This window comes from Polyangium jinanense (assembly GCF_028435365.1).
The window spans coordinates 498,061-511,417 of record NZ_JAGTJJ010000003.1 but is presented as its reverse complement, the minus strand read 5'-3'; the positions used below and the strand labels follow the sequence as shown (position 1 = coordinate 511,417).

Genomic DNA, 13,357 nt, shown 5'->3' with positions numbered 1-13,357 from the left:
GGAGGGGCTTCGTCGACCTGCTCGCTTGCGGTTGTCGGCAACGGCCGGGGGCTTCGTCGACATGCTCGCTGCGCTCGTCGGCAACGGTCGGGGGCTTCGTCGACATGCTCGCTGCGCTCGTCGGCAACGGTCGGGGGCTTCGTCGACATGCTCGCCGGGCTCGTCGGCAACGGCCGGGGGCTTCGTCGACATGCTCGCCGGGCTTGTCGGCAACGGCCGGGGGCTTCGTCGACATGCTCGCTGCGCTTGTCGGCAACGGCCGGGGGCTCCGTCGACACGGAGCCGTGACCATTCGCCTGTACAGAAACGGCAGCGGACTGTCCATGAAACGCAAGATAAGCAGGCGGATGCATTCTTCGCGGTTGCATCCTCGCCTGAAGCGATGGAGGATGACGGCGGATTGACGCTCCGTGAGCGATCTCGGCAGAATCGCCGCGATCGCTCACGGGGGTGAGTCGCGCCCTTCGCGATTGAGGCATTCAGCAGCAGCGAAGCGCGGAGCGCGACGGAACCTGGTCCCAGGAGAGCGGTTTCCTACCCGCAAATGGAACGTCGAGCGCTGCGCGCTCGACGAAAAGGAGCCTATGGTGACGAACGCTGATTTGAACTTCGAGACGGCATACGAGATCGGCTGCGAGGGATATTCATATCTCTATCCCCTCGTGTTGATGGACGTGACGCGCCGGCAGATGACGAACGTCAAGGAGATCGACCTCGCCGCCTGGCGAGCCCCGGCCAACGTGTTCATGAATAACCCGCGCTTCCCGGGGGCGGCAGACCGCACCGTGGTGCGACCCAACTTCGACACGCTCTATTCGAGCGCATGGCTCGATCTCGTGCGCGAGCCCATGGTCATCAAGGTCCCTGCGTCCGGTGGACGCTACTACCTCTTGCCCATGCTCGACATGTGGACGGATGTCTTCGCCTGCCCCGGCCCCCGCACGACGGGGACAGCGGCCCAGCAGCTCGTCATCGTCGGCCCGGGGTGGAAGGGGACGATCAACCCGGCCCTGAACCTGCAACGGATCGACGCGTCGACGCCGTATGTCTGGATCATCGGACGAACGCAGTGCAATGGTGAATCCGACTATGCCAGCGTGCACGAGTTCCAGAATGGCCTCCAGATCATCCCTCTCTCCGCCTACGAAGCCGGGCAGCCGCCGCCGCCGCCCGAGGGGTCAGACGGCGATGACATCAGCCTCGACGAGCCGATGGACATCGTGGAGGAGATGACGCCCGCGGCGTTCTTCGCCTATGGCGCGGACCTGATGCGCCGGATTCCGGCGCACTTCAACGACTACCCCATCCTCGCGCGCTTGGCGCGGGCAGGCTTCGTGGCGGGCCAGCCGTTCGACCTCAACGCAGCCCCGGCGGCGGTGCAAGACGCCTTCAAGAAAGCGGCCCCCGACGCCCTCGCCCAGATGAAGGCGAAGCAGGTCTCCATCACGCCGATGACGGATGGCTGGACCTACGCGAACGAGTTGATGGGGACCTACGGGACGAGCTACCTCCGCCGCGCAATCATTGCCCTGATCGGTCTGGGCGCCAATCTCCCGGAGGACGCGATCTATCCGGTCGGCTACGAGGATTCCACGAGCACCGCGCTGGACAGCGCCATGCATTACACGCTGCGCTTCGAGGCCGACAAACTGCCACCGGTGAACGCCTTCTGGTCCGTGACGATGTACGACGAGCAGGGATACCAGGTCCCGAACGCCATCGACCGCTTCTCGCTGGGCACGCGAAACAACCTGGCCAAGGGCCCCGATGGCTCCGTGACGCTGTACGTCCAGCGCTCCATGGACGAGGCCGATCCGAGGCGGTCGAACTGGCTGCCGGCACCACAGCAAGGCGCGTTCAACCTCACCATGCGGCTGTACTGGCCGAAGCTGCCGGCGGTCAATGCAGATTGGCACCCACCCGCGATCTCGCGAGCGACCTGAATCTCGACAGGCGGGCGCGGGAGTGGAGGCGGAGTCGAATTCCGCTCCGGTAGCTCTGCGTCCGTCAAATCCTCGGAACCACGGCCTTTGTAGACGGAAGGGCGCCTCGGGTCGCGCTCCCCTGGTGCCTTTTCTTCGGCGTAGCCCGCCAACTCGGGGATCACCTCGACCATGGCGGCACCTCGGGGGCCGGCGGATGCGGTGGAGCAGCAGGAGGACCTTAACCGAAGGACCGGCGGGAGCTTGGATTGCGCTTCCTTGGGTCGCCTGCACCGACGGGTGCTACCTCGGCGCGTGGCCACCGTCATCGCGTCGAGGAGCTTCCCTACCGCGCTACCCGCCAACCGCCGTCTGATACGACACGACCACAAGATCCCTCGTTTCCCCAACCTTCGGCGCCACGAACGGCACGAATCGGGTTTTCTCCCAGACAACCCACACGATCGACGGATCGTCCAGCGACCGATCGAAATGGAAATCGACTCGCGAAGGCAACTTGCCATCCTCGGTCACGGACACGATCTCCGCCACCATCGCCCCGACCGGGACGCGGTCTCCCACGCGCAGCGGGGCCTTCTGCATGTCTCGGAACACGGTCGCCATCGGATCACGGAAAAAGCCGTCCGAGAGGGTCACCGACAGTGTGCGATCGTCCGCGCGGCCGACCTTCAGCGTCCCGCCGACCGCCGTCGAGAGCACGCGGAGCGCCGAAGGCAACGGCGCATTCTCGTTGACCCGCGCCGCCATCACCGTATTCACGATCATGCTATCGGGCGCGCTCACCACCACGAGCGTCCGTCCTTCGGCGCCATCGATCCCCGCGAAGAGCAAGAGCCGATCGCTCGGCCAAACCGCGCAAGCTGGCAGCAGAGAGAGCACCATCCCCAGCGCGAAGAACGCGGCATTGCGATCACGACGCAGCACGGCGAAGATCCCGCCCCCCACGACGAGCAAGACGAGCAGGCAAATCGACACGAGGCTGCGTGTCTCATTCGGCGGCCAGAGTATCCACACGTCGGCGGGCGGCGCCGCCATCTGCCCGGCGAGGAGCACCGGCAGACGCACACCCACCGCGCGGATGAACGCCCCCGTTTGTCGCAGCGGATCGATGTAGAACGCGCCGCCGGCGGCGCCATAGCGGCCAAGCTTGTATGCCGCGAACCAGACCAGAGCAACCCCGACGTGCGGGAGGAGCGCGACCGCGCGGGAGCGCAGGGGTGCGCGATCGAGGAAGAGGGCGTAGGCGAAGAGATACGCGAGGGCGCTGAGCCCGCTCTCTCCAGAGAACACAGCCCCGAGGAGCGCGAGCGGCGCGAGGAAGACGCCCGGCTTCCAGCCGTCCCGGCGGGCACGATCGTGCGCGACGAGCGCGAGCACGCCGAACAGCGTCGAGAGGACCGCGTGCCTGTTCGCAACCCAGCCGATGTCCGTCGAATGGGCGTCGTCGACCGCGAAGATCAGCGCGGCGATCCCTGCGGCGACCGTGGCGCCGAGCAGCCTTCGATAAAGGAGGGCCGCGAAGAAGGCCGTCGCTGCGAAGACAAGAATGCTCTCGGCGTGCATGAACCAGTGCGCGTTCGGCCAGACGCAGTAATCAAGCGCGTGCCACAGCGAATCGAGGGGGCGGAAGAGCGCGAGCTTGAATCCGTCGACGGTCCACCACGGCCATAGCCCCTGATCGCGGAGGGACTTCAACGCGCCAGGATCGTCTCCAAGGAAGCGGAAAAGATCCCAGTCGCCGCGGGGCCCCCCGGGCTGCGTGAACGTCGGATGATACGCCATCCGGTGCACGTGATCGTCCATGAACGCCCCCGCCCCGAGCGTAGGCAGAAGCAGGAGAATCGCGAGAAGCGCGACGAGCAGCGGGACACGCCTGTCTGTAAGCCATCCCTTGACGCGGGTCAGCATGGCCACCCTGTAAGAATCCCCCGGCAAAGCCGGGGGGCTGTCGCTCCGCCTGTCCTGATTTCGGCGCGAATCACGTCTCATGTGGACTCTTCGCTCTTCTTGCGAAGCTGAACCAAGTCCTTCAGCGGATCCGTGCGCGGCTTGACCACGCCGGGGCGGGGTAGAAGCCGCCCGAGCTGGCGCAAGTGCCAAACGCGAGGACGTACTTCGGCTCCGGCATTTGCTCGTAGATCCGACGGAGCGCCGGCGCCTGACGCTGGCTGATGGTTCCGACAACCCAAAGGAGGTCCGCCTGACGCGGCGAGAAGCGCGGTATTTCCGCGCCGAAGCGTGCATGATCGAAGCGCGGGCTGGAAAGCGCCATGAACTCCATGCCGCAGCACGCAGTCACGAACGGATAGCAGAAGAGCGAGTACTTGCGCGCCCCCCCAAGCATCGCTTCGAGGCGCGTGGTGGCGAAGCCACCGTCGCCGTCGTGGAAGGTCACAGTGCGATTCGTGTTTACCATTGGAGGGGTCCCACGTGTCCAGCAAGCGCACGGGCCGAGCATTCCCCGCATTGAAGGGTCGTTCCACGACGGCTGGCGCGCCGTTCGTTGGGCACATGGTCCACCTCGAGCAGGGCCGCTTCGATGTGTCGAAGAACGTACGAGCTCGCGTTCGATACGACCATGACATTGATCGCAACGGTTCCAGACCCTATAGGTCTGAATCATGGAGCTACGTCACCTGCGGTACTTTGTTGCTGTCGCTGAAGCGGAGCACTTCGGAAGGGCCGCCGAGCGGCTTCACATTTCGCAGTCGCCGTTGAGCCGGCAGATCGCCCAGCTCGAGGAGGAGATCGGCGCCAAGCTTTTCATAGCCAAAGGACGCGGGGTAAAGCTGTCCCCCGCCGGCCGTAGCTTCCTGGAAGGCGCGCGCGCCACGCTGGCACGCGCCACGCGGGCGGTCGAGGACGCCCTCGAGGCGGCGCAGGGCCGCATCGGAACGGTCGTGGTCGGATTCGAGGGCGGCATGGCCTACAGCGGCCTGCTGCCCAGGGTCGTGCAGATGTTCCGCGCACGTCATCCGCGCGTCGAGGTGCGCCTCGTGCCGCTACCGAGTGAGGAGCAGGTCGCCGCTCTGCGCGATGGCAAAATCTCGCTAGGGTACGGCTATCATCCGCCGGTAGAAAACCCGCTCGTCCACTTCCGCGTGCTGTTTCGCGATCGTCTCAGCGTGGGAATGTCGAAGAGCCATCGACTCGCCACACGACGCACACTGCGGATCGCCGACCTGAAGAACGAGCGCTTCCTATGGATCCCGCGCAAGCGGAGTCCGCGGCTCTATGATGACGTCATCGCCGCGTTCCGAGCGCATGGCCAAACGCTCGAGATCGCCCACGAGGAGGCGGACAACGAAGCCCTCGTCACGCTCGTCGCGAGCGGCGAGGGCCTCAGCTTCTTTACGGAGAGCGCCGCACCCTTCATCCGAGTTGGAGCGGTCCTCAAGCGGGTTCGTGGCCTGGACGTCGTCATCCTTGGTCGCTCCGTATGGCGCGCCGCTGACGAAGAGGATCCGCTCGTACGCTCATTCCTCGAGATCACGAATTCTGAGCACAGTGCCCGGGAGGTCTCGGATGATCGCCAATAAATGCTCCCCAGCTACAGCAAGACATCATCCCCCGTGGATGTCGCGCTGAACGTCGAGTTTTCTTGCACCAGCTCACGCAAGAACGACAGGACTACCTCTCCCAGGCGCTCGGGTTGTTCAAACGGAAGGCCGTGGCCGGCGTCCTGTACCTGTTCGATTCGTACACGTGGGTTGAGACTCCGCAGTTCCGTTGCCATCTCGAGCGTGACGACGGGGCTACAGTCACCCATGACGAGCAGGCTCGGGACGTCAATCGCGCTCACCACGTCGCGATACGCGGGGTTGGGCGGCGTGAGTACGTCGAACGCGCCCATGCAAGTCTTCAATCTCGCCTCGGCTTGAAGCTCGACGATCTCGGGCGAGCGACGCGGGTGTCGGGCTCGGGCCTGCGCAACGAGGTCCGACTTCTGTAAGCCGAGGGCCTGGCGGTGTTGATCGGCGACGTCGCTGTCGCGCACCTCGCGTTGGCGCTCGGGGCTCAAGAACGTCGGGTCGACCAGGATGAGGCCGCGGATGATCCCCGCCCCTCGACTCGCCACCACCGCGGCGGTCATGCCGCCCATCGAGTGGCCAAGCAGAACCGGACGAGAGAGCGAAAGGCCGCGGATGAGGCCTACGACGTCGCTCGCGTGATCGTCGTACCGGTATCCGTGGTGCGGCGCGCTCGAACCGCCGTGCCCTCTGGCGTCGGGCATGACGACGTCGAATTCACCTTCGAGCGCCCGCGCCAGGGGAGTCCAGCAGGCGCCGCTCCCCATCAATCCATGGAGCAGAACGACGGGATCCTTGGCGCCTCCAGTTCGGAGGTAGTGGATGTTGATGCCGTTCGTTTCGCAGACTTCACGGATCCAGGTCGTCATGGAACTGTCCCTGCCTGCCGCAGCTTCGCAAGTGTGATGAAGTGGTTCAGGTCTAAGTACGCGAAAAATACCGGCATCAATGCTCCCCGCAGTCCGCTCGGCGCGTTGAGTGAACAAACTGGCCATCGTAGATGACGGATGACGACTTCGAGCCCAGGCCGGATCTCAATCAGCCGGTCGGTGGCTTGCCGGTGTTGATCGCCGCTTGAGCATCGAAAGCCCGCTTGTAGGCGGGCCGCGCTTCGCCGCGGGCGACATAGGCGGCCAGGTTCGGAAATTCGTTCAGAATGCCCGATGATTTCAGCCTGAGTAGCACCGACACCATCATCAGGTCGCCCGCGCTGAATGCACCGTCGAGCCATTCGGCATCGCCCAGGCGAGCGGAAAGTTGTTTCAGCCGGTTGCGGACGCGATCCTCGACGAGAGGCAGGCGCTCGTTACTCCAGGGCTTATCGCTCTCCAGGATCCTGGCGTTTCCGAGTTCAAGGATCGGCGGCTCCACCGTGTTGAGCGCGGCAAACATCCACGTGATCGCACGCGCCCGGGCATTGGCATCCTCTGGCAGCAGGCCCGCATGGCGCTCGGCGATATGGAACACGATCGCTCCTGTCTCGAACAGGCCGAGATCGCCTTCCTCATAGGTCGGAATCTGGCCAAAAGGATGAAGCGCCAGATGCGCGGGTTCCTTCATCGCACGGAACGAAACAAGCCGAACCTCGTAAGGCTGGCCCACTTCTTCAAGCGCCCAGCGAACGCGCGTATCACGCGCCAGTCCCTTGCCGCCATCGGGCGATCGTTCAAAGGCGGTAATGGTGATGGTCATTTCGAAGCTCCTCTTGGCGAAAATCATTGGCTGCGGGGCTGGCACGCTGTACATGCCAAAGTCTGCCTAACGTCTGAATGAAGCCGCGCCGCGAAGCGGCGTCGGCCTGAATGAATCGTTAGCCGTCATTCCATTGGCTGACGGATGATTGTCTTCCATTTTTCAGGTGCCGCCTTTCGAATGTCGCTCAGATAGATCTCATGGTGCTTGCCCCTAAGGGCAGAACGGCTTGATATGTAGTCATGCACCCGCTGGATTGTCGGACCTTCCGCCGAGAAGGGGCCTACATGCAATGTTTGCGCACACCGACCTTCTCTAAATGTTTCAAAGCGAATGCCTTCAAGGCCGGGCAGTCCCTTCTTGTCTTGAACGCTGGCAATCGCCGACTGGACGATCTGCTTTGCAGCTTCCGGCGGCAGCATGATCATCATTGTCCATTTCCAGCTTTCCTTTTCATCGCGGTTGAAGCTAGTCAAGTCGTCCGCCCACCACAGGCCTTCAAGTGGCATGACCACGTAGTCGAGTCCCTTCTCCTTCTTCAGTGCAAACTTTATGGTGTATGAAACGGAATAGAGAGCCTCTACTGCCTCTTTGTAACTCTTGGATGTGTTGGGATTCCCTTCGCCATCGACCATCAGAAAGTTGAACGCAGGAACGTCAATTTCGACCACCTCCTTTGCGGAAGGCTTGTACAGGTCTTTCAACTCGCTCTTGAGATCAATCTTGCCCACGAGCCCTCCAATGACGGCGAACGGCCTGCGGGTGAGCCGCGAAACCCGCCGAGGTCGAGGTTGCAGCGTGCCCATGACATTCCTGTTATTCGCAAGACTTCAGTCCTCCACGCGGCGGGCGTCGTTGGATCCAGCTGCTCGTTATGCCGGACATCGGTAGTTGAACCCGACATATACGACTGCCTGACGTAGAGGTGACGCAAGCTCATCAAGCCACACGATGCATCCTTCTGGATTTACCTGTACGCCCGCGTCTGCAAGCGGGATGAACGCATCGGGCACCCACGACAGCAGAATCGAGCGAGAAGACGCCTCAGCGTCGTTGTCCTCGAAATAGGCGACCCAGCTTCCATACGGAGGCGCGTTGTTTACATCGAAGAAGCCGTTTGAAGCGACCTCCGCTGCACCGTCTGCGAGGTCCAGATCCGGGAAGTACACGAGCAGTCTTCCTTCGTGCGCTGAAGGAAGCGCAATTCGGCGCCCTTCGAGCGCGCGGCGCCGATTGTAGGCGATATCTCTAACGCAGTCCCAGCGGTCACGGGGTAAAACTCGCGGGCGGACAGTTTCCTGGCGGAAGCAGTCCTTCGGCGACAAGTGGTCGATGCGCATGGCGCACCAAGTTGCAGCTTCCTTGAGCAGGAGTTGCAGATATTCAAGCCATGATGATGTGTGCGAGAGCTTGAACCCGAACTCGGCTCCGGCTTGTGTCGCGCGAAGGAACCGCTCAGCGTCTGCCTGCGAGGTTATTCGCATCACTCATCCTCTCGGCATAACGCACTGTTCAGCCGCGGGATACACTGCCGAGCGGAGCGAGGCGGCGTGCTCCGTCGGTCTGCAACACGTCGTTGGGCGGTTCTGCCTTCCGATGCGGGTGGAGCTCACCGCTCTCGCAGCGATTTGAGCGCGCGCACCACCGCTGGGAAGCGCGCGGCGAGGGTGCGCTCGATCCATCGATTCCCCCAGATGATCGCGAGCATCAGAGGACCCAGGAGGCAAACGGCTTCGATCGACGTGCGTGCGGCTGGGTAGAGAGCGTAGGCGAGGGCGAGGGCGAGCACGCCGGCGAGCAGCACCACGCCGGCGTGCCACAGCGACCAGCGTGGCCTCGTCGACAGATGCGGCACATAGGGCGTGACCTCGAGGAGTCCGCGCTCCACCGCGGACTTGCAGGCCAGAGGCGGCAGCGCCACGAATAGGTGGTCGTCTCCGTGGGTTTCGACGGAGAACAGGCGCAGCTCGCACCCCAGCGCATGGGCGCGGGCGTTGCAGAGGTCGACGAAATCGAACACATCCATGGTCTCTTCGCTCTCCCTCCAGGCTTGGAGCTCGGCGTCGAAGTCCTCGTCCTCTGGCACGCCGATCATCTTCGGCAGCTCTTCCCAGGCGTCCCCGTCCCGGTGGTCGAAGGTGTGAACCCAGCGCTTCCCCTTGTGAGTGGCGAGGTCGTCTTCGCAGCCGATGGCGGAGAGCAGCCACCGCACCTCCGCGGAGCCGCTCTCGTGGAACTGCCATCGGCCCTCTATCTTGTCGTACTCGGCCCAGGGATCCAGGCCCTCGCCGACCGCGTCCACGAAATCGTCAGGGGAGACTTTGCGGAGCCGTCCCGTCACCGCCGCGAAGTCGGTGAGCCAGGTGGAAAGCCGGTACTGCCGCGCCGCCGGGCGCGCCCCGAAGACCTCGAGCAAGGGGCCGAGGTGGGGGGCCCGGGCCACGAGCGCCTGCTCCACGCCGGCCCGTAGCGAAGCGAGCCTTGCAACCTCGACGACGTTGAGCGCCACGCTCGGGTTGCGCCGGGTGAGCGAGGGGATGGCTTCGCCTGCAAGCGACGTCAGCCCGTGGAGGAGCGCGCTCACCTCGCCGTCCGGCAGGACGCGCCCGTCCACCATCCCGGCGATCCGGAGCTGCCGGAAGCGCTCCGATAGCTCGAAGGCGAAGGCCTCGGGCGCACGCGTGTAAAGGGTGAGGCGCAGTTGAAGCAGGATCCGGTGAACCACGGCGGGCAAACCTAGCAGGTCTCTGCACCCTTTTGCGACTGGCGAGACGCGAGCGCGACGCTTCTGCCGATGGCCCTCTCGCGGCCCCTCGGCTCAGCCCGAGCCGGAACGAAGCTGCCGTCTAGAGGGTGGCTGCCCGCCCAACGCTTCGCGAGAACCCGTCGGGGCAGCCGGTCGGTGTTCATCGCGTGGTCACTTGAGATTTCGAGGACGGTATTTGAGTTGGTCTTCTTCGACCAGTGTTGCGAGATGAGTATCCTTGGCGACACGAAAGAAGTCCAGACATCCGGGTTCAAGGTTGCTTGCCGCCACAACGAAGTAGTCATTTTCGTCGGCAACAATGGAAAACGACACGGGTGGATTCATGCGTTCGGGGAATGATTCGCGATAGCAACGGGCCACCGCGACCTGCACGGCAGGCTCGACCTGAGGCAACTCTGCCCGTGAAGAGAAGGCTTTTCGCCAAGCATTTCGCAACCACTCCAACATGTGCCTGATCACTCCGTTTTTCTTGCGAGGTCAACGCCTCTGTTGATTACGTTCCACCGACGAAGCCTGCCTGGCATGGCCTTATGCTCCGGTTGGTCGGTTTCCGCCAAACGTTTGAGTTCACCCGCGGGCAGAAGCAGGCGAAGCCTGCTTTAGCACGTCGGGTGCAACGAAGGGTCAGGCCTCGGGTTCGTGGCAAACCACTTCGATGTTGTGCCCGTCCGGACCAATGACGAAAGCTGCATAGTAGTTCGCGTGGTATTGCGGGCGCAGACCAGGCGCACCGTTGTCTTTGCCACCCGCCTCCAGAGCCGCGCGATAGAAAGCTTCGACTTGCTGGCGATTCTCGGCCGTGAACGCCAAGTGAAGATGCGCCGGCTTCTCCTCGGTTTGGTACAGGCACAATGAAGCCTTACCACCCTTTGGGCTAAGTTCGACACCGTACGTCGGCGGCCCCTCCGAGACAACAGCTACGCCGAGCGGTTCGAGTGCCTTGAGGAAGAACGCTTTGCTCGCTGCATAGTCGCTGACTCCGAATTTGACGTGGTCAAACATGAGTTCTCCTGAAGTGTGTGGGCCTGCGCGAGGCCTACCGTCTGAATTAAGCCACGCCACAAAGTGGCGTCGACTCAATTGAATCATTAGCCGTCATTCCATTGGCTGACGGATGATTGTCTTCCATTTTTCAGGTGCCGCTTTTCGAATGTCGCTCAGATAGATCTCATGGTGCTTGCCCCTAAGGGCAGAACGGCTTGATATGTAGTCATGCACCCGCTGGATTGTCGGACCTTCCGCCGAGAACGGGCCTACATGCAATGTTTGCGCACACCGACCTTCTCTAAATTTTTCAAAACGAATGCCTTGAAGCCCGGGCAGTCCCTTCTTGTCTTGAACGCTTGCAATCGCCGACTCGACTATCTGCTTTGCAGCTTCCGGCGGCTGCATGATCATCATTGTCCATTTCCAACTTTCCTTTTCACCGTGGTTGAAGCTAGTCAAGTCGTCCGCCCACCACAGACCTTCAAGTGGCATTACCACGTAGTCGAGTCCCTTCTCCCTCTTTAGTGCAAACTTTATGGTGTATGAAACGGAATAGAGAGCCTCTACCGCCTCTTTGTAACTCTTGGATGTGTTGGGATTCCCTTCGCCATCGACCATCAGAAAGTTGAACGCAGGAACGTCAATTTCGACCACCTCCTTTGCGGAAGGCTTGTACAGGTCTTTCAACTCGCTCTTGAGATCAATCTTGCCCACGAGCCCTCCAATGACGGCTAACGCGCGGGTGTGCTGCGGTGCGCCGTGCCGAGCAAAGCGAAGCTCGGCGCACCGTCAGCACCAGCCGCTTGTTAGCCGGCCCTTTCGGTCCCTCCGGAAGTGGTTCGGGCATCGTGACTGCACTCCACCGCATCTCGCCGATGGTAGCAGAAGCCGCGCCCGGGGATCTCCCGAACCACGAAGCCACGCCTTTCGAGAATGGGGCGCACTCTTGGATTCGGGCGCGCGCAACTCGTCGCGAAGACGAGCCACTCGATCTCAGCAGCGCCTCGGCGCTGGGCCAGCCGCACGAAAGCCGGAATCAAAGCCGGCAGCACACCCTCACCCCCGCCGTCAACATGGGCGAGCTCCGTCCGAAGGACACTGCCCTCGGTGGCGAGCGAGAGGAGCACGTCGGCTGTCCCGACTCGTACCACGAGCGGGCGACCGCTCACGGCCTCTGCTTCGAGCTCTGGACCAAGCGCTTCAGGAAGCTCACCGGGATGGAACCCCTCGATCAGAAGTTGTCCGGAACCCGTCATCGTGCGTCGTCCTTTGCGCGGCTAACGGCCTGGCGCTGAGCCGCGGGCGCGAAGCGCTCGTCAGATCCAGCGCCTTGTTAGCCGGGTTATGTACGAACGAGCGCAACAAATTCCGCAACCGACAAAATTTTCGCCTCGCGGAGAACCTGATTGGCAGCCCGCGGCTGGAACTGGAGCAACGCCTCGCGCAATGGCTCATCCTCGGAGACGAAGCAGTTGAGCGTTGGATGGAAGTCGAGCGCCGCGGTATCGCATCCAAAAATCCACGAAACCAGGTGCCGCGCGTCTCCTTTGGAGATGCCTTTGATCTGTTCGAGCTCGCCTTCGAGCGTGTTTGCCTCGTTCCACTCGAACCCAGCGCATCGAAAAGAGATGTCGAGCAGGGTGTACTCGTCGTTCGTCTTTGCACACGGATACGCGAGCCAGCGCACGCCCATGTCGGTAGCGATCGTAATTTTGCGTGCGTCGTTCGCTTCCGCGCGCGTGCGCTTCTCCGGCGTCAGCCGCGGGTTCTGCTGCCCGTGGGCCATTTCCACCTGTACGATCTCGGACATCCAGAGCGATATTTCTGCGGCCCGAGCACGACTTCGCAACTCAAGCAGAGCTGCCTGGTGCTTCCCCAAGTAGCGGCCATCGTCGATGCGAAGCAGGTGATCGATGACAGGATAATCTAGAAAGGCTGCAGGCTTCATCGTACGATTTTCCTCCGGCTAACTGTGGAATTAGCCCGCAGCCGCATAACCACCTCTCCGCGCTGATGATCTACACCCACATCATCGATCGCGACCCCCTGGGCATCGTGAGCCCACTTGATTGATGAGAGGCGAAGGGGCGCTGCGCTGCGGATCGACGCTACAGCCCGCCCCCCCGCGGCGCAAACGTGGCTCGTTGACCAGAAGCTCCCGGCAGCACCCAGGCCCACGGAAGTATGGGTCTCACGACACGGTCCCAATCTGCAAGACAAATCCAGAACCCTTCGACACCACACATCATGCCCTTCTGGGCCCTGCCGATGCTTCGCGCCCGTTCGCGCACCGCTCAAGGACGGGCGTGGCGAGCTTCCTCCGGTCCGGCGAGCCGGGGGCAGCTCCTTGGTCTCGGCGTCGATTGCGTTGAGCTTTCCGACGAACCCGAGCGCGGCGAACGCGCGCAGGCACTCTGGAACCCGGGCGCGGCTTCCCC

Annotated in this window: 13 protein-coding genes; 2 read left to right on the top strand and 11 right to left on the bottom strand. The window is 62.8% G+C overall.

All coding sequences use genetic code 11. The annotated features are described in order from the left end of the window. The first annotated feature begins 584 nt into the window (after nucleotides 1-584). Nucleotides 585-1,943, top strand: coding sequence for a DUF1254 domain-containing protein (locus KEG57_RS11275; protein ID WP_272458447.1), 1,359 nt, complete (start codon nucleotides 585-587; stop codon nucleotides 1,941-1,943). A gap of 333 nt (nucleotides 1,944-2,276) precedes the next feature. Here KEG57_RS11275 and KEG57_RS11270 read toward each other — a convergent pair whose 3' ends face one another. Beyond that, the gene (locus tag KEG57_RS11270; RefSeq protein ID WP_272458446.1) at nucleotides 2,277-3,851 is read right to left on the bottom strand and encodes a hypothetical protein; all 1,575 of its coding nucleotides are present in this window, start codon (nucleotides 3,849-3,851) and stop codon (nucleotides 2,277-2,279) included. Nucleotides 3,852-3,972: 121 nt separating this feature from the next. Then, a complete protein-coding gene (locus KEG57_RS11265) occupies nucleotides 3,973-4,338 on the bottom strand; it encodes an NADH-quinone oxidoreductase subunit B (RefSeq protein ID WP_504968469.1) in 366 nt (121 codons plus the stop codon). A gap of 226 nt (nucleotides 4,339-4,564) precedes the next feature. On the opposite strand from KEG57_RS11265, the gene KEG57_RS11260 reads away from it, so the two are divergent. Beyond that, nucleotides 4,565-5,482, top strand: a complete 918-nt coding sequence (locus tag KEG57_RS11260; RefSeq protein ID WP_272458445.1) for a LysR family transcriptional regulator — start codon at nucleotides 4,565-4,567, stop codon at nucleotides 5,480-5,482. An 11-nt stretch (nucleotides 5,483-5,493) separates the two neighbouring features. On the opposite strand, the gene KEG57_RS11255 is transcribed toward KEG57_RS11260, so the two are convergent. From KEG57_RS11255 to KEG57_RS11215, 9 genes are all read right to left on the bottom strand, one after another. Next, on the bottom strand, nucleotides 5,494-6,468 hold the full coding sequence (locus KEG57_RS11255) for an alpha/beta fold hydrolase (RefSeq protein WP_272419730.1): 975 nt from the start codon (nucleotides 6,466-6,468) through the stop codon (nucleotides 5,494-5,496). A gap of 43 nt (nucleotides 6,469-6,511) precedes the next feature. Beyond that, nucleotides 6,512-7,165 carry a glutathione S-transferase family protein gene (locus KEG57_RS11250; protein ID WP_272419729.1) on the bottom strand — a complete coding sequence of 218 codons (654 nt, stop codon included), beginning with the start codon at nucleotides 7,163-7,165 and terminating at the stop codon, nucleotides 6,512-6,514. 125 nt (nucleotides 7,166-7,290) lie between these two features. After that, on the bottom strand, nucleotides 7,291-7,971 hold the full coding sequence (locus KEG57_RS11245; protein WP_272427905.1) for a GyrI-like domain-containing protein: 681 nt from the start codon (nucleotides 7,969-7,971) through the stop codon (nucleotides 7,291-7,293). A gap of 66 nt (nucleotides 7,972-8,037) precedes the next feature. Continuing rightward, nucleotides 8,038-8,649, bottom strand: a complete 612-nt coding sequence (locus KEG57_RS11240) for a hypothetical protein (RefSeq protein ID WP_272419727.1) — start codon at nucleotides 8,647-8,649, stop codon at nucleotides 8,038-8,040. 125 nt (nucleotides 8,650-8,774) lie between these two features. Next, nucleotides 8,775-9,890 (bottom strand): hypothetical protein, encoded by a 1,116-nt coding sequence (locus KEG57_RS11235; protein WP_272419726.1) that lies wholly within the window; start codon nucleotides 9,888-9,890, stop codon nucleotides 8,775-8,777. A 192-nt stretch (nucleotides 9,891-10,082) separates the two neighbouring features. Beyond that, a complete protein-coding gene (locus KEG57_RS11230) occupies nucleotides 10,083-10,379 on the bottom strand; it encodes a hypothetical protein (RefSeq protein WP_272419725.1) in 297 nt (98 codons plus the stop codon). Between the two features lie 177 nt (nucleotides 10,380-10,556). After that, entirely contained in the window at nucleotides 10,557-10,934 is a 378-nt protein-coding gene (locus tag KEG57_RS11225; protein WP_272419724.1) for a VOC family protein, read from the bottom strand. A gap of 93 nt (nucleotides 10,935-11,027) precedes the next feature. After that, on the bottom strand, nucleotides 11,028-11,633 hold the full coding sequence (locus KEG57_RS11220) for a GyrI-like domain-containing protein (protein WP_272419723.1): 606 nt from the start codon (nucleotides 11,631-11,633) through the stop codon (nucleotides 11,028-11,030). A gap of 628 nt (nucleotides 11,634-12,261) precedes the next feature. Continuing rightward, the gene (locus tag KEG57_RS11215; RefSeq protein ID WP_272419722.1) at nucleotides 12,262-12,867 is read right to left on the bottom strand and encodes a hypothetical protein; all 606 of its coding nucleotides are present in this window, start codon (nucleotides 12,865-12,867) and stop codon (nucleotides 12,262-12,264) included. Nucleotides 12,868-13,357: the final 490 nt, after the last annotated feature.